This is a genomic window from Bradyrhizobium sp. LeoA1Lang (assembly GCF_055413685.1).
The window spans coordinates 11753-34954 of sequence record NZ_JBVAPG010000025.1 but is presented as its reverse complement, the minus strand read 5'-3'; the positions used below and the strand labels follow the sequence as shown (position 1 = coordinate 34954).

24 protein-coding genes and 1 riboswitch are annotated in these 23202 nt (G+C 63.5%); of the genes, 10 read left to right on the top strand and 14 right to left on the bottom strand.

Translation table 11 applies throughout. The annotated features are described in order from the left end of the window. Positions 1-67: 67 nt before the first annotated feature. The 3 genes from cimA to cysS are packed head-to-tail and all read right to left on the bottom strand — an operon-like array spanning position 68 to position 3587. Positions 68-1666, bottom strand: coding sequence for a citramalate synthase (gene cimA, locus ACZYOF_RS11675; RefSeq protein ID WP_463715842.1), 1599 nt, complete (start codon positions 1664-1666; stop codon positions 68-70). Further along, positions 1663-2175 carry a GNAT family N-acetyltransferase gene (locus ACZYOF_RS11670; RefSeq protein WP_463715841.1) on the bottom strand — a complete coding sequence of 171 codons (513 nt, stop codon included), beginning with the start codon at positions 2173-2175 and terminating at the stop codon, positions 1663-1665. The genes cimA and ACZYOF_RS11670 overlap by 4 nt, the downstream gene beginning before the upstream one ends. After that, positions 2175-3587, bottom strand: coding sequence for a cysteine--tRNA ligase (gene cysS, locus ACZYOF_RS11665; protein WP_463715840.1), 1413 nt, complete (start codon positions 3585-3587; stop codon positions 2175-2177). The genes ACZYOF_RS11670 and cysS overlap by 1 nt, the downstream gene beginning before the upstream one ends. Positions 3588-3877: 290 nt before the next feature. Here cysS and ACZYOF_RS11660 point away from each other — a divergent pair, with 290 nt between their 5' ends. After that, positions 3878-4183, top strand: coding sequence for a hypothetical protein (locus ACZYOF_RS11660; RefSeq protein ID WP_463715839.1), 306 nt, complete (start codon positions 3878-3880; stop codon positions 4181-4183). 159 nt (positions 4184-4342) lie between these two features. Next, positions 4343-5524, top strand: coding sequence for a DUF2865 domain-containing protein (locus ACZYOF_RS11655; protein WP_463715838.1), 1182 nt, complete (start codon positions 4343-4345; stop codon positions 5522-5524). Here the strand turns inward: ACZYOF_RS11655 and ACZYOF_RS11650 are convergent, their stop codons facing one another. The 3 genes from ACZYOF_RS11650 to ACZYOF_RS11640 are packed head-to-tail and all read right to left on the bottom strand — an operon-like array spanning position 5525 to position 9067. Beyond that, the gene (locus ACZYOF_RS11650; protein ID WP_463715837.1) at positions 5525-7276 is read right to left on the bottom strand and encodes an NAD+ synthase; all 1752 of its coding nucleotides are present in this window, start codon (positions 7274-7276) and stop codon (positions 5525-5527) included. A gap of 45 nt (positions 7277-7321) precedes the next feature. Beyond that, on the bottom strand, positions 7322-7675 hold the full coding sequence (locus ACZYOF_RS11645) for a diacylglycerol kinase (protein WP_130581873.1): 354 nt from the start codon (positions 7673-7675) through the stop codon (positions 7322-7324). A 3-nt stretch (positions 7676-7678) separates the two neighbouring features. Next, positions 7679-9067 carry a class II 3-deoxy-7-phosphoheptulonate synthase gene (locus tag ACZYOF_RS11640; protein WP_463715836.1) on the bottom strand — a complete coding sequence of 463 codons (1389 nt, stop codon included), beginning with the start codon at positions 9065-9067 and terminating at the stop codon, positions 7679-7681. A 171-nt stretch (positions 9068-9238) separates the two neighbouring features. Here ACZYOF_RS11640 and ACZYOF_RS11635 point away from each other — a divergent pair, with 171 nt between their 5' ends. Beyond that, entirely contained in the window at positions 9239-10144 is a 906-nt protein-coding gene (locus tag ACZYOF_RS11635; RefSeq protein WP_463715835.1) for an alpha/beta hydrolase family protein, read from the top strand. An 840-nt stretch (positions 10145-10984) separates the two neighbouring features. Here ACZYOF_RS11635 and ACZYOF_RS11630 read toward each other — a convergent pair. Beyond that, the gene (locus ACZYOF_RS11630) at positions 10985-11413 is read right to left on the bottom strand and encodes a hypothetical protein (protein WP_130578970.1); all 429 of its coding nucleotides are present in this window, start codon (positions 11411-11413) and stop codon (positions 10985-10987) included. Positions 11414-11889: 476 nt separating this feature from the next. On the opposite strand from ACZYOF_RS11630, the gene ACZYOF_RS11625 reads away from it, so the two are divergent. Further along, complete coding sequence (locus tag ACZYOF_RS11625) at positions 11890-12648, top strand: Crp/Fnr family transcriptional regulator (protein WP_463715834.1); 759 nt, start codon at positions 11890-11892, stop codon at positions 12646-12648. A gap of 409 nt (positions 12649-13057) precedes the next feature. Here the strand turns inward: ACZYOF_RS11625 and ACZYOF_RS11620 are convergent, their stop codons facing one another. Continuing rightward, the gene (locus ACZYOF_RS11620; RefSeq protein ID WP_463715833.1) at positions 13058-13462 is read right to left on the bottom strand and encodes a four-helix bundle copper-binding protein; all 405 of its coding nucleotides are present in this window, start codon (positions 13460-13462) and stop codon (positions 13058-13060) included. Between the two features lie 323 nt (positions 13463-13785). Here ACZYOF_RS11620 and ACZYOF_RS11615 point away from each other — a divergent pair, with 323 nt between their 5' ends. The 3 genes from ACZYOF_RS11615 to crcB all read left to right on the top strand — a co-directional run bounded on the left by ACZYOF_RS11615 (position 13786) and on the right by crcB (position 16083). Then, the gene (locus ACZYOF_RS11615) at positions 13786-15258 is read left to right on the top strand and encodes a methyl-accepting chemotaxis protein (RefSeq protein ID WP_463715832.1); all 1473 of its coding nucleotides are present in this window, start codon (positions 13786-13788) and stop codon (positions 15256-15258) included. A 55-nt stretch (positions 15259-15313) separates the two neighbouring features. After that, positions 15314-15377, top strand: a riboswitch (Fluoride riboswitch). Positions 15378-15501: 124 nt separating this feature from the next. Continuing rightward, positions 15502-15690 (top strand): hypothetical protein, encoded by a 189-nt coding sequence (locus ACZYOF_RS11610; protein ID WP_130578966.1) that lies wholly within the window; start codon positions 15502-15504, stop codon positions 15688-15690. A 12-nt stretch (positions 15691-15702) separates the two neighbouring features. Further along, positions 15703-16083, top strand: coding sequence for a fluoride efflux transporter CrcB (gene crcB, locus ACZYOF_RS11605; protein ID WP_130578965.1), 381 nt, complete (start codon positions 15703-15705; stop codon positions 16081-16083). Positions 16084-16111: 28 nt separating this feature from the next. Here crcB and ACZYOF_RS11600 read toward each other — a convergent pair whose 3' ends face one another. From ACZYOF_RS11600 to ACZYOF_RS11575, 6 genes are all read right to left on the bottom strand, one after another. After that, positions 16112-16423 carry a HigA family addiction module antitoxin gene (locus ACZYOF_RS11600; RefSeq protein ID WP_463715831.1) on the bottom strand — a complete coding sequence of 104 codons (312 nt, stop codon included), beginning with the start codon at positions 16421-16423 and terminating at the stop codon, positions 16112-16114. Positions 16424-16433: 10 nt separating this feature from the next. After that, entirely contained in the window at positions 16434-16712 is a 279-nt protein-coding gene (locus tag ACZYOF_RS11595) for a type II toxin-antitoxin system RelE/ParE family toxin (protein WP_463715830.1), read from the bottom strand. A gap of 80 nt (positions 16713-16792) precedes the next feature. Further along, a complete protein-coding gene (gene gor / locus ACZYOF_RS11590; protein WP_463715829.1) occupies positions 16793-18178 on the bottom strand; it encodes a glutathione-disulfide reductase in 1386 nt (461 codons plus the stop codon). Positions 18179-18202: 24 nt separating this feature from the next. Beyond that, entirely contained in the window at positions 18203-18745 is a 543-nt protein-coding gene (locus ACZYOF_RS11585; protein WP_130578961.1) for a DUF2059 domain-containing protein, read from the bottom strand. Positions 18746-18770: 25 nt separating this feature from the next. Further along, positions 18771-19463 carry a ribose-5-phosphate isomerase RpiA gene (gene rpiA, locus ACZYOF_RS11580; RefSeq protein ID WP_282530310.1) on the bottom strand — a complete coding sequence of 231 codons (693 nt, stop codon included), beginning with the start codon at positions 19461-19463 and terminating at the stop codon, positions 18771-18773. A gap of 251 nt (positions 19464-19714) precedes the next feature. Further along, positions 19715-20548 carry an SDR family NAD(P)-dependent oxidoreductase gene (locus ACZYOF_RS11575; RefSeq protein ID WP_463715828.1) on the bottom strand — a complete coding sequence of 278 codons (834 nt, stop codon included), beginning with the start codon at positions 20546-20548 and terminating at the stop codon, positions 19715-19717. 81 nt (positions 20549-20629) lie between these two features. On the opposite strand from ACZYOF_RS11575, the gene gph reads away from it, so the two are divergent. The 3 genes from gph to moaA all read left to right on the top strand — a co-directional run bounded on the left by gph (position 20630) and on the right by moaA (position 23107). After that, the gene (gene gph, locus ACZYOF_RS11570; protein ID WP_463715827.1) at positions 20630-21316 is read left to right on the top strand and encodes a phosphoglycolate phosphatase; all 687 of its coding nucleotides are present in this window, start codon (positions 20630-20632) and stop codon (positions 21314-21316) included. Between the two features lie 151 nt (positions 21317-21467). After that, the gene (locus ACZYOF_RS11565) at positions 21468-21941 is read left to right on the top strand and encodes a hypothetical protein (RefSeq protein WP_282530307.1); all 474 of its coding nucleotides are present in this window, start codon (positions 21468-21470) and stop codon (positions 21939-21941) included. A gap of 131 nt (positions 21942-22072) precedes the next feature. Next, positions 22073-23107 (top strand): GTP 3',8-cyclase MoaA, encoded by a 1035-nt coding sequence (moaA, locus tag ACZYOF_RS11560; protein ID WP_394568585.1) that lies wholly within the window; start codon positions 22073-22075, stop codon positions 23105-23107. Positions 23108-23202: the final 95 nt, after the last annotated feature.

Here is a 23202-nt window from a genome sequence, read left to right as displayed (position 1 = left end):
GCGCGGAGAGATGGATTGCTTCGCTTCGCTCGCAATGACGGCGTTTGGCGATGCGTCGCCGCGAGCTTCACCCAGACGCGCCTGATTTCACCAGCTTGTAGAACACTGAATCCATCAGCGCCTGGAACGAGGCATCGATGATGTTCGGCGACACGCCGACCGTGGTCCAGCTTTCGCCGGTCTCATCCTCGCTCTCGATCAGCACGCGCGTTACCGCCTCCGTGCCTCCATTGAGGATACGCACGCGGTAATCGATCAGCTTCAATCCCTCGATATATTTCTGATACTTGCCGAGGTCCTTGCGCAAGGCGACGTCGAGCGCGTTGACGGGGCCGTTGCCTTCGGCAGCCGAGATCAGCCGCTCGCCGGCGACGTTGACCTTCACCACCGCGAGCGCGACCGTGACGCGCTGGCCGAGTGCATTGTCGCGCTGCTCGACATTGACGTCGAACTGCTCGACCTTGAAATATTCCGGCACCTTTCCGAGCGTGCGCCGCGCCAGCAGCTCGAACGAGGCGTTGGCAGATTCATAGGCGAAGCCCGCGGCCTCGCGCTCCTTCAGCTCGCCGACGAGCCGCGTGAGCTTCGGATCGTTCTTTTCGTAGGGAATGCCTGCCCGATCGAGCTCGGCGATGACGTTGGAGCGTCCGGCCTGATCCGACACCAGCACCTTGCGGTGATTGCCGACGGATTCCGGCGGCACGTGCTCGTAGGTCTGCGGGTCCTTCAGCACGGCGGAAGCATGGATGCCGGTCTTGGTGACGAAGGCGCTTTCGCCGACATAAGCCGCGTGCCGGTTCGGCGCGCGGTTGAGCATGTCGTCGAGCGTGCGCGATACCTTGACCAGCGTCGTCATCTTCTCGGCGGTGACGCCGATCTCGAAATTCTCGGAGAACTCCTTCTTCAGCTTGAGCGTCGGGATCAGCGAGCAGAGATTGGCATTGCCGCAACGTTCCCCTAACCCGTTCAGCGTGCCCTGGATCTGGCGCGCGCCGGCGCGTACCGCGGCAAGCGAGTTCGCCACCGCCTGCTCGGTATCGTTATGGGCGTGGATGCCGACATGGTTGCCGGGAATGTGGCGCACGACATCGCCGACGATGGTTTCAATTTCGTACGGCATGCTGCCGCCATTGGTGTCGCACAACACCACCCAGCGCGCGCCGGCCTCATAGGCGGCCTTGGCGCACGCCAGCGCGAACTCAGCATTCTCCTTGTAGCCGTCGAAGAAATGCTCGCAATCGACCATCACCTCGCGCCCGGCAGCCGTCGCCGCGGCGACGCTGTCACGGATCGAAGCGAGGTTCTCCTCGTTCGTGGTCTCGAGCGCGACGCGCACCTGATAGGCGCTCGACTTCGCGACGAAGCAGATCGCGTCCGCCTTCGCCTCCAGGATCGTCGCCAACCCGGGATCGTTGGACGCCGAGCGGCCCGGACGCCGCGTCATGCCGAAGGCGGTGAAGCGCGCATGGTCGAATTTCGGCTTTGCCGAGAAGAACTCGGTGTCGGTCGGGTTGGCGCCGGGATAGCCGCCCTCGACATAGTCGATGCCGAGTTCATCCAGCATCTGCGCGATCACCTGCTTGTCCTGCAGCGTGAAATCGACGCCGTTGGTCTGCGCGCCATCGCGCAGGGTGGTGTCGAAGAGATAGAGGCGTTCGCGGCTCACGGCGTGCCTCCCGCGGCGGTGCCATTCGCTAGCGCCTTCTGCATCGTGGTGTTGGCGAGCCACTCGCCCTCAATGCTTACGCTGTTGCGCTGCTTGGCGACGTAGCCGCGCTTGCGGAAGAAATCGAGCGCGTTGTCGCTGGCATCGACCGAAAGCGTCTTGGTGCCGCGCGCGCTGGCGAGCTTTTCCAGCGCGTCGCACAGCATCGCGCCGACGCCCTGCCCGGCCACGCTCGGATGCACATAGAGCATGTCGATCTGGTTGTTGTTCTTCAGCGAAGCAAAGCCGACCGGCGAATTCTGGATGGTCGCGATCAACGTCAGCTCCCCGGCGAGTTTCTTGCCGAAGGCGACCTCGTCATCGGCCACGGCTGCCCAGGCTTCCTGCTGCGTCTCGCCGTAGTCGTCTCCGGTCAGTTCCTGGATCGCGGCCACGAAGATCGCCGCCAGTATCGGCGTATCCGCCGACAGGAACGGTCGCAGTCCGGGTTGTGGGAGCGCCTGTGCCATCATGCCAACTCCCATGTGGTCACGGGTTTGCCGTCAGCACCCTTGCCGTCCTTCAGCACGACGCCCTTCGCCGCGAGCTCGTCGCGGATGCGATCGGACTCCTTGAAATCCTTCCGCGCACGCGCGGCTGCCCGATCCGAGATCAGCCCTTCAACCCATTTCGGGTCGATACCACTCGCCTGCTGCTTGCGGCCCTTCCATTCCGCGGCACTCTGGCCGAGGAAGCCCAGGAACCGGAGCGACGCCGCAAAGGTGCCGCGCGCCTGTTCAGCGCTTGCAGCCGCATTCCGCAACCCGTGCAGCGCCGTAATCGTCTGTGCCGTGTTAAGGTCGTCGGACAACGCCTCGACAACGGCCTCCGCCGGCCGATCGCCCGCGGCATCGGCCGCGACGGCGTACCAGTCGTCGAGCGTCTTGGTGCTCTCTTCCAGTCCCTTCAGCGTCCAGTCGATCGGCGAGCGATAATGCGTCCTGAGCATGTTGAGGCGCAGCACTTCACCCGGCCAGTCCGCCAGCAATTCCCTGATCGTGACAAAGTTGCCGAGCGACTTCGACATCTTCTCGCCTTCGACTTGAAGGAAGCCATTGTGCATCCAGGTGTTTGCCATGCGCGCTTCGTGGAAGGCGCAGCAGCTTTGCGCGAGTTCGTTCTCATGATGCGGGAACACCAGATCGATGCCGCCGCCATGGATATCGAACTGCTCGCCGAGATGTTTCCAGGCCATCGCCGAGCATTCGATATGCCAGCCCGGACGTCCCGGCACTGCGATGCCTGATGGCGACGGCCAGGACGGCTCGCCGGGCTTCGCTGGCTTCCACAGCACGAAATCGGTGTTGTCGCGCTTGTAGGGGGCGACGTCGACGCGGGCGCCAGCGATCATCTCGTCCAGCGAGCGGTTGGCGAGCGCGCCATAGCGCGGCAGCACACCGTTGGCCGCGTTCATCGCCTGCGGCGAAAACAGCACGTGATCTTCGGCGACATAGGCAAAACCGTCTGTGACCAGCTTCTCGATCAGCACACGCATCTCCGCGATGTGCTCGGTCGCGCGCGGCTCGACCGTGGGGCGCAAGGCGCCTAGCGCGTCGACGTCCTCATGAAACTGGCGCTCCGTCTGCTCGGTGACCTTGCGGATCGCCTCGTTCAGCGGCAGGCCGGGATAATCCCGAGCGGCGCGGTCGTTGATCTTGTCGTCGACGTCGGTGACGTTCCGGACATATTTGACGTGGTTCTCGCCATAGACATGCCGCAGCAGGCGGAACAGCACGTCGAAGACGATCACCGGGCGCGCGTTGCCGATATGGGCGAAGTCGTAGACCGTCGGCCCGCAGACATACATGCGCACATTGTTGGGATCGAGCGGCACGAAGGGCCGCTTTTCCCGGGTCAACGTATCGTACAGACGCAATTGCATGGAATACCCGTCCCTTGTGGCCGGGGCGTCACGTGATCTCGATGTGAGAAAAGACGGCCTCAGCCAGCGAATCGCTAGCTAATAATCTCGCGGCAAATGCTGCAGATGGCGAGGTGGCCGTTCATGGTTCCACCATGGCGCCATCCTGGGGACGGCGTCAAGGGCTGTTTGCGCCCGTTCTGAAGGCGATTTCGACCCTTGCGATGATTCCAAGCGCACCATGGTTAATCATTATTAATGTATTGGGCGTAATCGGATAGGCACTGGTTCCCCTCCCCTCTCGGTGCCCCATGCGATTTCGATCCGCATTTCTTGCCTGCACATTCATTTTAGCCACCTCCGCCGCACTGGCCGACAGCCGCGTCTTCATCATCGCCAACCACGATGACGGTTACGGTGTCGACGAATGCCTCGCGCGAGGCGACAAATGCGGGGCTCACGCCGCCCGCTCCTATTGCCAGTCACGAGATTTTGCCCAAGCCACCGCCTATCGCCGCGTCGAGCCTGACGAAATTACCGGCGCCGTTCCGAAGGCCACGGGAAACTGCAGCGGGGGCGCCTGCGGCGAATATATCGCCATCACCTGCCAGCGCTGATCCGGCCAATGGGTAGCCAAGGGCCGGTTTTCTCACGGGGTTTTGCCACATCGGGGCCCCGGAAACGACGTGACGCTGCCCCGAGAAACGGCTATTGCAGGCGGCCTTGGCCGCGCCTTTCGGGCTTGCCCGCTGCGCGGCGTCATTCTGTGACTGGACATGCCCAATCGCCTGAACTCTTGCTTCGCCCCGTGGATTTTGACGTGCGCCCTCCTGCTCGGCACTGCCCTGCCGGCCACTGATGCCTTGGCGCAGACGCCTGACGATGCTTACGCGCAGATGTCTCAGGAGGCGCCGCCGCAACAGGGCGGGCCGTCCAACCCGATCTGCATCCGGCTCGAGGGTCAGCTTGCGACCATCGACCGCGGCGGCGGCAGCGGCGATTCGATCAGGGACGAGCAGATCCGCCGCTACCAGGAGGCCGCCTCGAGACAGCAGGCTGAGCTCGACCGTGTGATCGCGCAGGGGCGGCGCATGGGCTGCGACGGCTCCGGCTTCTTCTCGCTGTTCAACAACGGACCGGCGCAATGCGGCCCGATCAACACCCAGATCCAGCAGATGCGCGGCAACCTCGATCAAATCATGATGACCCTGGAGCGGATGCGCAGCGGCGGCCTCGGCGGCGCCGACCGCGAGAACCAGCGCCGCTCGGTGCTGACTGCGCTCGCGCAGAACAATTGCGGCCCGCAATATGCCAATGCCGGGCGGGGTCCGGGCAATTTCCTCGACAATCTCTTCGGCAATCGTAACGACGACAACGTGACCATTGCGCCGCCGGCCGGCGACCTCGCCCCGCAATCCGGCACCTACCGTACGGTCTGCGTGCGGAGCTGCGACGGCGCCTATTTCCCGATCTCGTTCGCGACCGTGCAGGGGCGCTTTGCCGACGACGAGAAGACCTGCAAGGCGCAGTGTCCGGCGGCGGAAGCAACCCTGTTCGCCTATCGCAATCCCGGCGAGGACATCAACCAGGCGATCTCGGTCAATGGCCAGCCCTATACGTCGCTGCCGAACGCGTTCAAGTTCCGCACCGAGTTCAATCCGTCCTGCTCCTGCAAGCCGGCGGGCCAGACCTGGGCGGAGGCGCTGAAATCGGTCGACGACAAGGCCGCCGTCGAGCAGCAGGGCGACATCATCGTCACCGAGGAGAGCGCGCGGAAGATGCAGCAGCGCGCGCAACAGCAGTCCACCAAGCAGGCGCCGGCCGGGAAGAAGGGCGCGGCGTCCGCGAATGCGACTCCTGCACCCGACGCACCGGCGGCGCCGGTTGATCAAACCCCGCCGGGAGATCGGCCGATCCGCACCGTCGGCCCGACTTTCCTCCCGAAGAAACAACAATAGCTAGCCTTCGAACGCCTCCACGGAGGCGCGGGTACCGCGCGTCGCCAGCTTCTCGTCCGGCTGCGGCAACGTCTCGCCGCGATCGTGGAAGCGGTTGGTGATGGGATAGCGGCGGTCGCGGCCGAAATTCTTACGCGTGACCTTGACGCCGGGCGCGGCCTGCCGGCGCTTGTATTCGGCGATGGAAAGCAGGCGGTCGATGCGCGCGACCAGCTCACGATCGAAACCGGCAGCGATGATCGACGCCAAGGGCTCCTCGCGCTCGACCAGGCGCTCCAGGATCGCGTCGAGCACCTCGTAAGGCGGCAGCGAGTCCTGGTCGGTCTGGTTCTCGCGCAGTTCAGCCGTCGGCGGCCGCGTGATGATCGAGGGCGGGATCACCTCGCCGGTTGGGCCGAGGGCGCCTTCCGGCTTCCAGCTATTGCGCAAGGCAGACAGCCGGAAGACCTCGGTCTTGTAGATGTCCTTGATCGGGTTGAAGCCGCCGTTCATGTCGCCGTACAGCGTGGCGTAGCCGACCGACATCTCCGACTTGTTGCCGGTGGTCACCACCATCGCGCCGGTCTTGTTGGAGAGCGCCATCAACAACGTGCCGCGGGTGCGCGCCTGCAGATTCTCCTCGGTGATGTCGCGCGGCAGGCCCTTGAACGGCTCGGACAGGATCTTCTCGAACCCGTTCACGGCATCCGCGATCGGCCGCACCTCGTAGCGAATGCCGAGCATCCTGGTCAGGCTTGCCGCATCATCGAGCGACACCTGCGCGGTGTAGCGGAACGGCAGCATCACGCCGTGAACCTTGTCGGCGCCGAGCGCATCCACCGCGATCGCCGCGCATAGCGCCGAATCGATGCCGCCGGAAACGCCGAGCAGCACGCCCGGAAAGCTGTTCTTGCGGACATAGTCGCGCAAACCGAGCACGCAGGCCGCGTAATCCGCCTTGTCGCCCTCGAGCAGCGGCATGATCGGCCCATTGCAGCGCCAGCCGGCCTCGCTCCTGGTCCAACGCAACGTGGTGATGCTCTCCTCGAAGGCCGGCAACTGCGCCGCCACCGAGAGATCGGCGTTGAGCGCGAACGAGGCGCCGTCGAACACCAGTTCGTCCTGCCCGCCCACTTCGTTCAGATAGATCAGCGGCAGACCGCTTTCGGTGACGCGGGCGACCGCGATCGACAGCCGAAGATCGTTCTTGTCGCGCGCATAGGGCGAGCCGTTCGGCACGACCAGGATTTCCGCGCCGGTCTCGGCGAGACACTCGACGACGTTCTCGTAGTCCTCGGACTCTTCCAGCCAGATGTCCTCGCAGATGGGCACGCCGACCCGGACGCCCTTCACCGTCACCGGGCCCGGCGCCGGTCCGCGCGCGAACAGCCGTTTTTCGTCGAACACGCCGTAGTTCGGCAAATTGGCCTTGAAGCGCAGCGCGGCGACACGACCGCCATCGAGCAGTGCGCAGGCATTGTAGAGCTTGCCGTCCTCGACCCAGGGCGTCCCGATCAGGACAGCCGGACCGCCATCGGCCGTCTCGCGCGCCAGTTCCTCGACCGCGGCACGGCAGGCGGCCTGGAACGCCGGCTTCAGGATCAGGTCCTCCGGCGGGTAGCCGGCGATGAACAGTTCCGACAGCACCATCAGATCGGCGCCAGCGGCCTTCGCCGTCTGCCGCGCGGCGCGCGCCTTCGCGGCGTTGCCGGCGACGTCGCCGACAGTCGGATTCAATTGCGCCAGTGTAACAATGAACTCAGGTTCGCTCATGAGATCAATGGTGCCTTGCACTCATGTAAACTGCAATCGCCTGCGTTAGATCATGCCCATGCGCTCGGCGAGGGCGAACAGCCAGAACAGCCCGGCCATCACCAGCGTCACGCCGACCGCGGCGGAGCCCATGTCCTTGACCCGCCCGATCTGCGGATCATGGTCCATGGTCAGGCGGTCGGCGAGCTTCTCGATGGCGGTGTTGAGCAGCTCGACCACGAGCACCAGCACCACCGCTGCAACGAGCTCGACCCGGCGCATCACCGTCGCGCCGATCAGCCACGCCGCCGGCACCGACAATAGCAGCGCCACCACCTCCTCGCGAACCGCCTGCTCGGAGCGGATCGCGAAGCCAAGGCCGTTCCACGAGTTGATGGTGGCCCGCCAGAACCGCAGCAAGTGTTAGAGCCCCGCGGCTGCCGGCATCGGTTTGACCTTGCCGGCGCGCTCCTGCTTCAACAGTTCCGCGATCAGGAAGGCCATGTCGATCGACTGTTCGGCGTTGAGGCGGGGATCGCAGACCGTGTGGTAGCGGTCGTTGAGATCCTCGTCGGTGATCGCGCGCGCGCCGCCGATGCATTCGGTGACGTCCTGCCCCGTCATCTCCAGATGAACGCCGCCGGCATGGCTGCCCTCGGCCTGGTGGATGGCGAAGAACGACTTCACTTCCGACAGCACCCGGTCGAACGGCCGGGTCTTGTAGCCGGTGGTCGAGGTGACGGTGTTGCCATGCATGGGATCGCATGACCACACCACCACGCGCCCTTCCCGCTGCACCGCCCGGATCAGCGCCGGCAGATGCTCGCCGACCTTGTCGGCGCCGAAGCGGGCGATCAGCGTCAGCCGCCCGGGCTCATTGTCGGGGTTCAGCACGTCGATCAGCTTCAAGAGCTCATCGGCCTTCAGCGACGGGCCGCATTTCAGGCCGATCGGGTTCTTGATGCCGCGGAAATATTCAACATGGCCGTTCTCGAGCTGACGGGTGCGGTCGCCGATCCAGATCATGTGGCCGGAGGTCGCGTACCAATCCCCGGTCGTCGAATCGACCCGGGTCAGCGCCTGCTCATAGCCGAGCAGCAGCGCCTCGTGGCTGGTATAGAAATCGGTCGAGCGCAGTTCCGGATGGCTCTCGAGGTCGAGGCCGCAGGCGCGCATGAAGTTCAACGCTTCCGAGATGCGGTCGGCCAGTTCCTTGTAGCGGCGTGACTGCGGCGAGTCCTTCAGGAAGCCGAGCATCCACTGATGCACGCTGCCGAGATTGGCGAAGCCGCCGGTGGCGAACGCCCGCAGCAGATTGAGGGTCGCCGCCGACTGCCGGTAGGCGTTCAACTGCCGGCCCGGGTCGGGCGTGCGCGCCTCCTTGGTGAAGGCGATGTCGTTGATGATGTCGCCGCGATAGCTCGGCAGTTCAACGCCTGCAACTTTTTCGGTTGGCGAGGAGCGCGGCTTGGCGAATTGTCCGGCGATGCGGCCGACCTTCACCACCGGCAGCGCGCCGGCATAGGTCAGGACCACCGCCATCTGCAGCAGCACGCGGAAGAAGTCGCGGATGTTGTTGGCGCCGTGCTCGGCAAAACTTTCCGCGCAGTCGCCGCCCTGCAAGAGGAAGGCCTCGCCCGCGGCGACGCGCGCCAGCGCCTTCTTCAGATTGCGGGCTTCGCCCGCGAACACCAGCGGCGGAAAGGTCGCAAGCTGCGCCTCCACGTCGGCCAATACCTTGCCATCCGGATAGTCCGGCATCTGCAAGACCGTCTTGGTGCGCCAACTGTCGGGTGTCCAGCGCTCGGACATGGGCGTTAACTCCTGAGCAAAAACCGCTACTTATCCGGGAAAGCGAAGCTATATATACAGGCTCTTGAAAGACCGCCAGCCGGATTTCCACCTGCCCGCTCAACCTCTTGCGACAACAGCCGAATTCGCATCTGTTAGAGCAAAACGTTAACGCTTAAGGAAATTCCGTAAGTGGCTGAGGCTGCGCTCGACGACGTCTTCACCGACGACATCACTGTACCCGCCATCGATGGCTATCCTCTCGGAGCGACGCTGTTCCTGCCCCGCGGCGCCAAGCGGCAAACCGTCCTGATCAATTCGGCGACCGCCGTGCCGCGCAAGGTCTACAGGGGTTTTGCCGCCTATCTCGCCAAGCGCGGCTCTGTCGTCCTCACCTACGATTATCGCGGCACCGGCGATTCCAGGCCGAAGGTCCTGAGCGGAGACAACCCGCGGAAATCGCTGGTCGGCTTCAAGGCCTCGATGTCGGACTGGGCCGCGCTCGACGTTACCGCTGCCGTGACGTGGATGCGCGAACGCTACCAGGCGCTGCCGCTCGCCTATGTCGGCCATTCCTTCGGCGGCCAGGCGCTGGGGCTGATCCCGAACAATATCGAGGTGTCGCGCGCGCTCCTGGTCGCTTCGCAAGCCGCGACCTGGCGATTGATGGCCTCGCCCGAACGCTACCGCGTCTACGCCGCCATGAATTACGTCCTTCTGCCGTTGACCCGCATGCTCGGCTACACACCCGGCTGGGCGGGGCTCGGCATGGATTTGCCGAAGGGCGTGTTCGAGCAATGGACGAATTGGGTGAGCAGCCCGTGCTATTTGTTCGATGATGCCGCGCTCACCGCGGTGTCGAATTTCGCGAAGTTCAAGGGCGCCTTGCGCGCGCTCTGCATCAGCGACGATCCCTGGGCGACGCGGCCCGCGGTCGAATTGCTGTGCTCGGGATTTGGCGCCGCCAAACCGGAGATCATCGCGATCACACCGGCGGACGCAGGCGTTGCGAAGATCGGCCATTTCGGTTTCTTCCGCCCCGAGCACCGCGACACGCTCTGGCGCGGTGCCGCGGAATGGCTCGAGGCGAGCGAGTGAGGTCAGGCCGTAGGATGGGTAGAGCGCAGCGTGCCCACCTTTCTTGCACCGCCCGTGGATGGTGGGCACGCTTCGCTTTGCCCACCCTACAGCATCGCCGCGAGCTATGATTCAAATTTCAAACAGCGGAGAGGATGTGAGTCCGCGTTCTCGCGGCATGAACTGCCCGAGCTTGCGTCACGTTTCACCCTCTCATCGAACAGAGGGCGCAGGGAAAGCCGGGTGCCGGTTGCACCCATGGGTCCCGTGCAACAAAAAGCACGGGGGTAGGACCACAGGTTCAACCGAAGCATTCCGGCTTTCCCTGCGCGATGGTTTACGGCTTACTTCGTGCTCTCCCCGGTGACCGGGCTTTCTTGCCACCGTCGCCCGCAGATCATCTCTACGAACTTAGCGCCAGCGTCGGGGCGCCAGAACCACACGACTTCGCCGTCCGCTGATGTCGCGTTCGTCTTTCGCAACACCCGCGTCCACCGCATCTCACCGCAACGTTCGTGACGATCGCGAGCCGCCCCTCTCTTGGGTGAGACGCGCGGAGTTAAATCACTGATTTGCCCGACGGGTTAAGCGGTTTATTTTTCGCGGCAAGGCTGGACGGGGCAAATCACGTTGGAATCGCTTGCATAATTCGTCTCGCCGCGCACGCGACACTAGCCCCTCATGGTGAGAAGCGACGGGCACGACGTAGGACCTTTCGAGAATGGCGCGCACTCTCCCGAACATCGGGCGATTGCAGCAGCGGCTGCCATTGCGATGCGTCAGGCCCGGTGGAAGCGGCGACAAATCTGAGAGCGGGCGGCAGCCGCCTTGGCGCACTACCGTCCGCAATCGATTTCGTCACTACCGATATCCATAGGGATACTGACCCGGGCAGACCCAATTGCCGTAGGTGTCATAGGAGCAGTTGTTGTAGCCGCCGCCGTAGTAGCCGTAGGCCCCGGCTGCGGCGGCTCCGACCGCTGCCGCACCCAGACCATAGGCCGCTCCTGTCCACGCCCCACGATAAGCCGCATTGCCGTAAACCCCTCGGGCAACCGGCCGCCCCGCTATTGGCCGATACCCGTATCCACGTCCGGCGACCCCGTATCCGCCGACGCGCCCGGCATGAACGGCCCCGCCCCGGAACTGAGCGCCGCGCATGCCGCCGCCATGAAATCCACCGGCACGGAGCCCTCCACCTCCACCACGGCGGGCAAAAGCGTCATCTGGAACCAAACTGGCAGCGACAAGAATGGCTGCCGCGAAGCCGATGAGACCGTAACGAGCCATGGGCATCCTCCCGATTATGGAGTGCCGTCGATCCGATAGCTCCGGCAGAGATGCCCGCGCCAACGGCGACCAGCACCGCCCACAGTTTTCGTCGCGAGCCTGCATTTCGTTTGACTTGGATCAAAGCTTCCACGAGTTCACCGCCCCATCCGCCGAGCTTGATCCAGATCAAAACGCCCCGAGGTTCTTACGAAATCGTTCATCGTGGAGGGCTAGCGCGATTTTGGATTTAGGCGCATAATTTTAGCGTTGCTGGTGGCGTTTATTCGCGGGCGTCGGTAACCGAGAGATCGGTTGTGCTCCCGCCGGTTGCGGACGCTAAGGCGCTTCGCGAAGAGGCTGCCAAGCTACCACCAGTGCGTTTCAAGCAGGACAACTTAGCGAAATGAAAGACCATCAGGCGCGGCACCGCAGCCTGGCCCCCGAAATTTTCTGCAGAGAGCCGCGCGTCCGTCGAGGGAAGGAGCTTTCCCGTGATGGAGCACCCTACCAGGGTTGGTAATCGACTGTTAGCTGCACTGCCGCCGGCAGATTTTAATTTGCTCGCTCCCTACCTCCGAAACGTATCGCTTGAACGCGACGAGGTTCTGATACGATCGACGGAGCGAATTGAGCAGATCTATTTCCCATGCAGCGCGACGATTTCGTTCATGCTGGACATGCCCAACGGACAAACGGTGGCAACCGCTGTCATCGGGAATGAGGCAGCCGCGGGGCTGTTGTCGGCGCTGGGCCCCACCCGCTCTGAGGCGACCGCGATCGTGCTCGTCGCTGGGACATCGTTGCAGATTTCTCCTGCACGATTTCATGCGGCCTTCAGCCACAGTGGCGCGATCAGGGATTTGGTTTGGGCCCACACCGGGGTCCTGATGACGCAATTCCAGTACGTGGGCGCCTGCAATGCGCTGCACTCGGTCGACGCCCGCTTGGCGCGGTGGCTGCTCCACATCCACGATAGAATTCATGGTGACACCCTGCCGGTGACGCAGGAGGAACTTTCGACCTTGCTCGGCGTGCGGCGAACGACCGTGACGCAGGTCGTGCACAAGCTTCGGATGTCGCGCGCCATCCGGTCCAATCGACGGGGTCTGATTGAGATTGACAGACCGCGGCTCGAAGCAGCGGCATGCGATTGCTACAAGGCTATGTGCCGCAGAATCGATCGCATTGTGTCGCCGCCGGAAAGGAGGCCTCACAGTCACGCCGCGCCGGGTGCACAAATCCCACGAGAGTGAGATCCCATTTTGCCCAAGTCCGGCATTGAGTCCATTTCGCCGTTCACGCTTGTGGCCCAATGGATTCTCTGATGTGCAAGAGCACATCACGCTCGTCCTTCGCTTTAATGGTGGCTGGACCGTCGCTTCGATTGGCCACGGGCTTTCTTTGCGAGCAAGCGCTTCAACTTGGCTCGCAGGCGAAGAATCTCTTCGTACCTCGCGCGGAGATCGTTTCTGATCCAGGGCGCTGATGGCGGCTCGTTGCGGCGGTTGCGGTTTGGCATACCGCAACCTAGTGCCGAGATTTCCCGAGTGCAGCAGAATACCAGAATTAAGCTTGATGCCGCGGTTTCAGGTTAATTCTGGAACCGGCAATTATAGCAAGAGGAATGTCTTCGCTGCTGCGCCGCGAGATTTGCCAATCCCCTCAATGCGCCATGCTGCGTCCGGCCTCGTCGCAGGCCTGCAGGCAGCGGCGGCAGGCGTCCGCGCAGATGCGGCAATGCTTGTGCTCGCCTGCGTGTTTCTGGCATTCGTCGGCGCAGAGCCGGCAGGCCGCAGTGCACGTGTGCAGCATGCGGCGGATCATCTCGTCATCCCAGCCGGTCTGACGCGTGGCCATCCTGCCCGTGACGTTGCAGACATCTGCACAGTCGAGATTGAGGCGGATGCATTGCGTCAGCGACTTGACCATGTCCTCCGCGAGGCAGGCGTCGGCGCAAGAGGTGCAGATCTGGGCGCAGGAATAGCATTGCTCGATGCAGCGGACGAGCAGGCCATCGCCCTCGCCATGGGCCCGTGGGTGCCGGCTGATCATTTCCTGGACTTGCATGGAACTCTCCGCAGGTTTTGAGGTGTTTCCTCGTTCGCCTAATTGCCGAACGTCAGAAAGGTTCTCTCAAACGCTTGAAACGGGTCTCGACGCTCGCACGCAGGCGGAGCAGCGAAAGCGAAATTGCCTTGCGTGGCGGCATACAACGTTCCCGGCCTCGCTGCCGGCTCGCTCGCGCCGTGCGCCGTAAGACGAGAGTTGTAGTGTACGGGTTTGGAAACGTGCGGTCGAATCAATTACCGTGCCTTCCTGCCGGATTCTCTGCAGCTTACGGGGCTGCCGCGGGGCATCCATGGAAGTTGCAATGCTGGGGGGATGAGCTGATGCTTTCGGGCTTCAAGCCGAAAGGCGAATTTCGACTGTTGGATCACATGCCGATCGGCGTGATGATCTGCGAATTGACCGATTTCAAGATCATCTACCTCAACGAATCCACCAGGCAGAATCTCAAGAAGATCGAGCATGTGCTGCCTGTGAAGGTCGACGCCCTGCTCGGCCAATCGATCGACATCTTCCATAAAGAACCGCAGCGCCAGCGCCGGCTGCTCTCCAATCCGAAGAATTTGCCGCACAAGGCGCGCATCACGATCGGCGGCGAGACCCTCGACCTGACCGTGACCGCGATGATGGACAGCCGCGGCCGCTACACCGGACCGATGCTGACCTGGGAACTGGCGACTGAAAAGGCGAAGCTCGAGGCCGAGACCGAACGGCAACTGCAGATGCTCGACAACATGCCCATCAACATCATGATGTGCGATCCCGATAGCAGGATCACCTACATCAACAAGACCAGCCTGAAGACGCTCGACACCGTCAAGCACCTGCTCCCGGCGCCGCCGGACCAGATTCTCGGAAAATCCTTCGATATCTTTCACAGGAATCCACAGCACCAGCGCCGCATCGTCGGAGATCCGCGGAATTTGCCGCACGCGGCCAAGATCAAGCTGGGACCGGAAACACTCGACCTCAGGGTCTCCGCGCTGTCGGACAAGAACGGCAATTATGCCGGCGCGATGCTGAGCTGGGCGGTGGTCACCCGCAATGTGAAGCTGGCTGATAACTTCGAGAAGAACGTGAAGGGCCTCGTGGGCACGCTGGCCTCAGCTTCCGGCCAAATGCAGACCACGGCGCAGTCGCTCTCGGCGACCGCCGAATTCGTCAATCAGAGGTCATCGAGCGCAGCATCGGCCTCAGAACAGCTCTCCTCTTCGGTCAACGAGATCAGCCGGCAGGTCACCGAAGCCAGCCGCGTGGCCAAGGCGGCCGTTGAAGAGGCCGAGAAATCGGACAGGCTGGTCACGGGACTTGTGACCGTCGCGCAGCGGATCGGCGATGTCGTCGCCTTGATCAGCCAGATCGCCGGCCAGACCAACCTCCTCGCCCTGAACGCGACCATCGAATCGGCCCGTGCCGGCGACGCGGGCAGAGGATTCGCCGTGGTGGCCTCGGAGGTGAAGGCGCTCGCCGGCCAAACCGCGAAGGCAACCGAGGACATTGCCACGCAGATCCAGGAGATGCAGGCGGCCACCGGCGACACCGCCGCCGCGCTCAAGGCGATCTCGCAGACCATCACAGAGATCAACGAGATCAGCACCGCGATTGCGAGCGCCGTGGAGGAGCAAGCCGCCGCGACCAAGGAAGTCACCACCAACATCAGCGGAACCAATCGCGCCATCGGCGACACCAGCCAGGCCGCCAGCAACGTGCTCGCCGCCTCGGGAAGCCTCGCAAAAAACGCCTCCGATCTGGAAATCGAAGTCGACAAGTTCCTCGCCAGCGTGCGCGCGATGTAGCCGGGCGAGCCAGACCAAGCTTCCTTGACCGGCGTCGATCATGTGTTAGCCTGTAACTGCAGATGGGGATGGAGTCCCCCGATACCCGCCCGTCGTGGGCTAATGACTCCTGCTGAGTGAGGCGGCAAGCCTCGCTGCGGCGGGAGCATGGATCTAACCCGCTGACAGCGGGTTTTTTGCTGCCTCGAAAAGGAAAGAGGCGGCGATGCAACCAAAGCAACGCGCATATCGCAGAGGCAGCCGATGACGCGGCTGCGCGTCCTGCTGCGCCTGATCAGTGGTGACCGCTTCGCGCGCGCCCTGCTCTGCGCCGTGTCAGCAGCCTCGATCCTTGCCTTCGTCTTCGGTGCTGCGGCCGAACTCGTCATCGCCTTGCTGGTCCTCGGCGTTGCGACGGCGCTTGCCGAAATCTCCATGCATCCAAACGAATAGAAAGTAGGTGATATGCTCGGTTACGTTCTGGTTTTCGTCGGCGCCGGAATTGGCGGCGCCTTGCGTCACGGCGTCAATCTCTCCACCGCCCGCACGTTCGGGACCGGCTTCCCGTACGGGACGCTGACGGTCAACGTCGTAGGCTCGTTGGTGATGGGTTTGCTTGCGGGCTATTTCGCCTTCCGAGGGGAAGCCGCCCAGACCTGGCGTCTATTCCTGACCACGGGCATCCTCGGCGGCTTCACCACCTTCTCCTCGTTCTCGCTCGATACAGCCCTGCTCTATGAACGCGGCGAGCTCGGCCTGACGCTGCTCTATGTGGCAGTGTCGTTCGCCTGCTCGGTCGGCGCGCTGTTCGTGGGGTTATGGGCTGTGCGCAGTCTTGTGCAGTGATGGGCTGGTTTCTCCGCCAAGCCCCGATTCAGGCAACTTCCAGTGTCGGGATATTCTTGATCCTCTCGCCAAGCTCTTGCTGCGCCTGATGCAAATCGTAGCGCTTCTGCAAATTGAGCCAGAGATCGGGACCGTTCCCGCACAGCTTCCCAAGTCGCAACGCCATGATCGGCGTCACCGGCTGCTTTTCCGTAAGCACATCGTAAAGCGTCTGGCGCGAAACCCCCAGCAGCTTAGCGATCTCCGTCTTGGGCCGACTGATAGCGGGCAAAATCTCCTCGCGAAGAAGTTCGCCCGGATGCATCGGCGGTAAACCTCGTTTCGGAAGCTTCCTGGCCATGAACTTGTCCTCAATGATAGTCTTCCAGATCGACGTCGACGGCATCGCCTTCGATCCAGCCGAACGTGATACGCCAGTTTCCGCTCGCGTTCACAGCGTAGCGACCTTTTTCGCGGCCGACGAGGGCATGAAAGCGGAACCCCGGCAAATTCATGTCTTCGGGCCGCGACGCATCGTCCAGCGCCCGCAGAATATTGGCCACCCGCTTCGAGTTCTGCACGCCGAGCCGACGCCCGTCCCCGGTCGCGAAAAACCGTTCGAGAGCCTTGTCCCGGAACGAGCGGATCATGACGATGATGTAAGGTAATAGCTTACATATGTCAAGTGATGCTTTACACCAGGAGCGCCCGGCGCCCCTACGGGTCTTCGCTACTCCGCGGCTTGCCTTACATAGCGCGCGGTCGGGGCGCGCATGGTCACGAGTTCTTCGGCGGCGGTCGGATGCAACGCGAAGGTTGCGTCGAAATCGGCCTTGGTCGCTTTCATCTTCACCGCGATCGCGACCACCTGGATGGTCTCCGCGGCGCAATCGCCGACGATGTGACAGCCGAGCACGCGGTCGCTCACGCCGTCGACCACGAGCTTCATCAACACGCGGGTGTCGCGTCCTGACATCGTCGCCTTGATGGGGCGGAAACTGGTCTTGTAGATGTCGACATGGCTAAATTGCGCGCGCGCCTCGGCCTCCGTCAGACCCACAGTGCCGACCTCCGGCTGCGAGAATACCGCGGTCGGAATGCTGGTGTGATCGACCATGACCGGGCGCTTGCCGAACACGGTGTCGGCAAAGGCGTGGCCCTCGCGGATTGCGACCGGCGTCAGGTTATGGCGATGGGTGACGTCGCCGATGGCGTAGATGTTCGACACCGAGCTTTTCGACCAGGCATCGACCGCAATGCCGCCATTGTCCGGGTTGATGGCGACGCCCGCCTTCTCCAGGCCGAGATTGGCGACATTCGGATGCCGGCCGATCGCGAACATCACCTTCTCGGAGGCAAGGCTCGAGCCGTTGGACAGATGCGTGGTGAATTCCTTGCCGTGACGGTCGACCTTGGTGACGGTGCAGCCGGTCAGGATGGTGATGCCTCGCTTCTCCATCTCGGCACGCACATGCTCTCGGACGTCCTCGTCGAAGCCGCGCAGAATGTTGTCGCCGCGGTAGATCACGGTGACGTCGGAGCCGAAGCCGGCGAAGATGCCGGCGAATTCCAGCGCGATGTAGCCGCCGCCCTGGATCACGATGCGCCTCGGCAATTCGGCGAGGTGGAATGCCTCGTTGGAGGAGATCACGTGCTCGATACCGGGAATCACGGGCCCATGGTTGGGCGCGCCGCCGGTCGCGATCAGCACGTACTTGGCCTTGACCGTCTCGCCGGTCGAAAGACGGAGCATGTGCGCGTCCTCGAAGACGGCCCGCGTCTTGACGATATGCGCGCCGGATTTTTCGACATTGGTCGTATAGGCCGCCTCGAGCCGCGCAATTTCCTTGTCCTTGTTGGCGACGAGCGTCGGCCAGTCGAACGAGGCTTGCGGGATGCTCCAGCCGAAGCCGGCGGCGTCCTCGATCTCCTGCTGGACGTGCGAGCCGATCACGAACAGCTTTTTCGGCACGCAGCCGCGGATCACGCAGGTACCGCCCATCCGGTACTCTTCGGCGACCATTACCTTGGCGCCATGGCCGGCGGCGATACGGGCGGCGCGAACCCCGCCCGAACCGCCCCCGATGACGAACAGATCGACGTCGTATTCAGCCATGGCGCTGTGTCCTAAACCAGAAAATCAGATCTCCTTGCCGCGCTTGCGCATCTCGGCCCGGAACTGGGCGTTCACAATCTCGGCGAACTGCTGCGCCCACTGGTTCATATAGGACATCGAGAACTGGATTGCCCGGGGCTCGCTGGCGAGCAGCTTCTGGCCCAACGGCGACTTGTAGAAGGTGACGAGGTCCTTCAGTTCCTGCTCGGTGAATTCGTTGGCATAGACCTTGGCCATGCCGTCGCCGATCTCCTGCTCGCGGCCGGCCAGGTTCTTGGCGACGATGGTGGCAACCTCGTTGAGGTCCTTCTGGTAGTTGAGGTTCGACTGCACCAGGCTTTCCTTGGTCTGCAGCACGATGTTGGGAACGGCGTTGGCGTACATCGCGCTCGCGTTCTTCATCTTGAGGATTTCCTTGGCGGCGGCGATCGCCGCGGGCGAGCCTTCCTTCAGCGTGGGCGCCGCCGCGGGAGCCGGCGCCTTTTGCTGCGCGCTCACCGATACGGCGGTCAGGGCCACAGCCAATCCGAGGCCTGTGGCCGACAAAATCCGTACAAAGCTCGTCATTCTAATTCTCCCAGAATTTACGGCGTCAGCGCCGTTCAACAACGCGAATTCCCTGCGCGCCCGCCAGCACGACCGTGCCGGCGAGACCGATGAACAACCCGTGCTCGACAACGCCCGGGATCACGCTCAGCAGTCCCGCCAGGCGCGGCGCATCCCCTATCCGTCCCAGATGGGCGTCGACAATCCAGTGGCCGCCATCGGTGACAAAAACGTGGCCGTCCTTGGCCGTCCGCAGCACCATCTCGCCGGCAACGCCGGCCTCCACAAAGGCTTTGGCGATCGCCGCCTTGGTCGCCGCGAGCCCAAATGGGATCACCTCGATCGGCAGCGGGAAACGGCCGAGCGGATCGACCCATTTGCTCTCATCGGCGATCACGACCATGCGATCGGACGCGGCCGCCACGATCTTCTCGCGGAGCAGCGCGCCACCGCCGCCCTTGATCAGGTTGAGCGCGGGATCGACTTCGTCGGCGCCGTCGACCGTGAGATCGAGATGGTCGATCTCGTCCAGCGTGGCGAGCGCAATGCCGCAGGCTTCCGCCTGCGCGCGGGTCGCCTCCGAGGTCGGCACGCCCACGACCTTCATGCCGGCCCGCACCTTCTCGCCGAGCAGGTCGACGAAATGCTTGGCGGTCGACCCGGTGCCGAGCCCGAGCTTCATGCCGTCGCGCACTTCTTGCAGGGCGCGCGCAGCGGCCTGTCGTTTCAATCCGTCCATGTCCACGTGCGACGATTTCCCAGGACTTGTTCTCGGGGCTAGTTCGCGGGATCAGTTCGTAAGGCTTGGGAGCGGCCCCATCCCCGCTCCGGCGGCGCATATCTAGCCGCCTTTTGCGCGCAGGGACAGCGCCAATAGCGCCTTATACGGCGGCGAAATGCAGTTTTAATATTCGATCAGAATCCAGTGCCAGCGCGCTGTTTTTCCACGCTTTCTTCCGGCGACGAGATGCTTCGTCCTCAACCGAAAGATTAACTTGAGACCTCGTCCATCGCGGCCAGGATCGCGGCAAACCGTGCCTCGACCTCGGCCCGCATCCCGGGATGGGTAAATACATAGAGGCGATCTTCCCGTATCGCGGCAAGCACACGTGCGGCGACATCGGCCGGATCCATGCCCGCCTCCAATTGCCGCGCGATCTCCGCGACCATCGCGGCCGCCGGGCTCGCGGGATCAAGCGCGGGTGACGGACCGTAGCGCGGAGGGCGGTTACGTCCGCTCTCGCCGATCCGGGTCCGCACGAAGCTCGGGCACAGCACGCTGACGCCGATACCAAGCGGCTTGAGCCGCAGGGCCAGTCCTTCCGACATGCTGACGACCGCGAATTTCGTCGCCGAGTAAGGGCTGAAGCCGAGCCCCCCGTTCATCCCGGCCATCGACGCTGTGTTGACGATGTGTCCGCCCTCGCCGTGCTTGCGCATATGCGGCAGGAAGCTTGCGATGCCATGCACGACGCCCATCAGATTGACATCGATCACCCAGCGCCAGCTCTCGAGCGAGATGGCGTCGATGCCGCCGCCGGCGGCGACGCCGGCATTGTTGCAGAGAATGTGGACATTGCCGAAGGCATCGAACGTGGCGCCCGCGGCGTCCTCGACGCTTGCGGGATCGGCGACATCGCAGATCGTGCCTTTGATGCTCGGGCCAAACTCAGCCAGACTTTTGACGGCGCGCTCCAGCGCGTCCGCCTCGATATCGGCGAGCATCACCTTCATGCCGGCCTCTGCGAACGCACGACTGAGCGCAAGGCCGATGCCGCTGGCCCCGCCCGTGACAAAAGCTGTTCTGCCGGCAAGTTCACGCATGGAACGCCCTCCCATCACGCTCACAGCGAAGTCCGCCCTCTTCTCTTGCATGACGGCGCCGGAAACGATAGCCAAAGGAGGATGAACTCTCCCGGCATTGTCGTTTTCGATCTCGACGGTACCCTCGTCGATACCGCGCCCGACCTGATCAGCGCGCTCAATTACGTGCTGGACCGCGAGGGCTTGGCCCCGGTGCCGCTGCAATCGGCGCGGACCATGATCGGCGGCGGCGCACGCAGATTGATCGAGCGCGCGCTCGAGCTCGAGGGCCGCCACGTCAGCACGGACGACATCAGCCGGCTGACCAAGGATTTCATCGACTATTACGCCGCCCATATCGCCAACGAATCGCGCCCGTTCGAAGGCCTGGAAACCGCGCTGGACGAGCTCGCCGTGCAGGGGTTCCGCTTCGCGGTCTGCACCAACAAGCTCGAATTCCTGTCAAAGCTCCTGCTCGATCAGCTCGGCCTGAGCGGCCGGTTTGCGGCGATCTGCGGGGCTGACACCTTTGGGATCTCGAAACCGGATCCGGCGATCCTCCGGCAAACGGTAGCGCAGGCGGGCGGACAATTGTCCTCCGCAGTCATGGTCGGCGATGGCGGGCCGGATGTCGGGGTCGCCCGACGGGCAGGTATCCCGGTGATTGGGGTTGAATTCGGCTATACCGAGATACCTATCGCCGAATTGAAGCCGGATCGGCTGATCGGCCATATGCGGGAGCTGCCGGCGGCTGTCGACAGCCTCGCCAGGACTGTGAATATCTCGTAACCTACTGAGCTAACGTTGCTTTTTTGCAACGCCAAGCGTCCTTATTAACCATCGCCTAGCGAATTCGCCCTGCGCCGTTGCGCCGCAGTGCCCACCCTCCTATGGTCCGCCCGGGGATTGTGGCTCTCAGCCACAGTTAGGTGGATCAATTATGCGTCGTGTCATCGCGATTGCCGTCGCCGGGGCAAGCCTGGCGGGCTGTTCGTCTTTTTCTTGGGATTCGTTCAAGTCGGCGCCTGCGCCGGTTCAGGTTCAGCTCGAATCGACCCCTCCGGGCGCGGACGCGGTGACCTCGGTCGGACCAGGCTGCAAAACGCCCTGCACCGTCTCGGTAGCGGCGCCTGACAGCGGCTTCTCCGTCACCTTCAACCTGCCGAAGTATGAATCGGCCACGGTTCCGGTCACGGTGGTCCGCAACCCCGGCGACCTTACCACTGCGGCATCGACCGTCGTCGATCCAAATCCCGTGGTTGCGGAACTGAAGCCCACGGCTCCGCCGCCCAGGGCGCGCAAGCCGCGGCCGAAGCGGCCGAAGCCAGCCGCTGCGGCAGCACCTGCGGCCGAACCGGCCGCCGCGGCCAATGGCTCGGCCTTCCCCGACCCGAACGCGCCGGTGCAGCGCTGATTTACACGTTCGCACTGCACTGTTTGACGGAGCGCATTGTCGGACGGTAACAAGCTGCCTAGATTGTGCTGGCGGAGCGTCACTTCCCTTTCGTCCGGCTCCGTCGAGCAAGGCGTTGGCAAGGCGTGTGAATGAGCGCGATTTCGCTTCCTCCATCCGAATCCCTGTTCCGTCCGATGACCGATCCGTTCGGCCGGACGATCCGCTACCTGCGCGTCTCCGTCACCGACCGCTGTGACTTGCGCTGCTTCTACTGCATGTCGGAAGACATGACCTTTCTGCCGAAAGCCGATCTCCTGACGCTGGAAGAGCTCGACCGGCTCTGCTCGGCCTTCATCGCCAAGGGCGTGCGCAAGCTCCGCCTCACCGGCGGCGAGCCCCTGGTGCGGCGCAACGTGATGACGCTGGTGCGCTCGCTGTCGCGGCATCTTGCGAACGGCGCGCTCGATGAATTGACGCTGACCACCAACGCCTCGCAGCTCGCGCGCTTCGCCGGCGAACTCGCCGATTGTGGCGTGCGCCGCATCAACGTCTCGCTCGACACGCTCGATGCCGACAAATTCCGCGCCATCACGCGCTGGGGCGACATCGACAAGGTGCTGGCCGGCATCGAGGCGGCACGCGCCGCAGGGCTTGCGGTCAAGATCAACGCGGTGGCGTTGAAGAATATGAACGAGGACGAGATCCCCTCGCTGATGGAGTGGGCGCACGGCAAGGGCATGGCGCTGACCTTGATCGAGGTGATGCCGATGGGCGACATCGGCGCCGGCCGTATCGATCAGTATGTGCCGCTATCGCTTGTCCGCGCCCGGCTGGAAAAGCAGTTCACGCTGACCGATCTCGACGAGAGCACCGGCGGCCCTGCCCGCTATGTCCGGGTCAGCGAGACCGGCGGCAAGCTCGGCCTCATCACGCCGATGACCCACAATTTCTGCGAATCCTGCAACCGCGTGCGCATCACCTGCACCGGCACGCTGCACACCTGCCTGGGCCACGAGGATGCCTCCGATTTGCGCAAACCGCTGCGGGCGTCGGCAGACAACGAGCTGTTGTCCGCCGCGATCGACCGCGCCATCGGCTTGAAGCCGAAGGGGCATGATTTCATCATCGACCGCCGCCACAACCGCCCCAGCGTCAGCCGGCATATGAGCGTCACCGGCGGCTGAGGCCGCCGCCCTCACCTCGCCCCGACCGGCCTCCTCCAAGCGCCAATCGCTCCGCGATTCACCAAGCCCACGCAGCGGCTTGGTCCCCGCGTCAA

Excerpts from the sequence above, each read along its gene's own strand:
- ACZYOF_RS11565 (WP_282530307.1), top strand. The coding sequence starts at position 21,468 with ATGCGTCGTGTCATCGCGATTGCCGTCGCCGGGGCAAGCCTGGCGGGC.
- ACZYOF_RS11650 (WP_463715837.1), bottom strand. The coding sequence starts at position 7,276 with ATGAGCGAACCTGAGTTCATTGTTACACTGGCGCAATTGAATCCGACT.
- ACZYOF_RS11640 (WP_463715836.1), bottom strand. The coding sequence starts at position 9,067 with ATGTCCGAGCGCTGGACACCCGACAGTTGGCGCACCAAGACGGTCTTG.
- ACZYOF_RS11575 (WP_463715828.1), bottom strand. The coding sequence starts at position 20,548 with ATGCGTGAACTTGCCGGCAGAACAGCTTTTGTCACGGGCGGGGCCAGC.
- gor (WP_463715829.1), bottom strand. The coding sequence starts at position 18,178 with ATGGCTGAATACGACGTCGATCTGTTCGTCATCGGGGGCGGTTCGGGC.
- ACZYOF_RS11655 (WP_463715838.1), top strand. The coding sequence starts at position 4,343 with ATGCCCAATCGCCTGAACTCTTGCTTCGCCCCGTGGATTTTGACGTGC.
- ACZYOF_RS11585 (WP_130578961.1), bottom strand. The coding sequence starts at position 18,745 with ATGACGAGCTTTGTACGGATTTTGTCGGCCACAGGCCTCGGATTGGCT.
- cysS (WP_463715840.1), bottom strand. The coding sequence starts at position 3,587 with ATGCAATTGCGTCTGTACGATACGTTGACCCGGGAAAAGCGGCCCTTC.
- rpiA (WP_282530310.1), bottom strand. The coding sequence starts at position 19,463 with ATGGACGGATTGAAACGACAGGCCGCTGCGCGCGCCCTGCAAGAAGTG.
- moaA (WP_394568585.1), top strand. The coding sequence starts at position 22,073 with ATGAGCGCGATTTCGCTTCCTCCATCCGAATCCCTGTTCCGTCCGATG.
- ACZYOF_RS11595 (WP_463715830.1), bottom strand. The coding sequence starts at position 16,712 with ATGATCCGCTCGTTCCGGGACAAGGCTCTCGAACGGTTTTTCGCGACC.
- ACZYOF_RS11630 (WP_130578970.1), bottom strand. The coding sequence starts at position 11,413 with ATGGCTCGTTACGGTCTCATCGGCTTCGCGGCAGCCATTCTTGTCGCT.
- ACZYOF_RS11615 (WP_463715832.1), top strand. The coding sequence starts at position 13,786 with ATGCTTTCGGGCTTCAAGCCGAAAGGCGAATTTCGACTGTTGGATCAC.
- ACZYOF_RS11660 (WP_463715839.1), top strand. The coding sequence starts at position 3,878 with ATGCGATTTCGATCCGCATTTCTTGCCTGCACATTCATTTTAGCCACC.
- crcB (WP_130578965.1), top strand. The coding sequence starts at position 15,703 with ATGCTCGGTTACGTTCTGGTTTTCGTCGGCGCCGGAATTGGCGGCGCC.
- ACZYOF_RS11610 (WP_130578966.1), top strand. The coding sequence starts at position 15,502 with ATGACGCGGCTGCGCGTCCTGCTGCGCCTGATCAGTGGTGACCGCTTC.
- ACZYOF_RS11670 (WP_463715841.1), bottom strand. The coding sequence starts at position 2,175 with ATGGCACAGGCGCTCCCACAACCCGGACTGCGACCGTTCCTGTCGGCG.
- gph (WP_463715827.1), top strand. The coding sequence starts at position 20,630 with ATGAACTCTCCCGGCATTGTCGTTTTCGATCTCGACGGTACCCTCGTC.
- ACZYOF_RS11625 (WP_463715834.1), top strand. The coding sequence starts at position 11,890 with ATGGAGCACCCTACCAGGGTTGGTAATCGACTGTTAGCTGCACTGCCG.
- ACZYOF_RS11600 (WP_463715831.1), bottom strand. The coding sequence starts at position 16,423 with ATGGCCAGGAAGCTTCCGAAACGAGGTTTACCGCCGATGCATCCGGGC.
- ACZYOF_RS11620 (WP_463715833.1), bottom strand. The coding sequence starts at position 13,462 with ATGCAAGTCCAGGAAATGATCAGCCGGCACCCACGGGCCCATGGCGAG.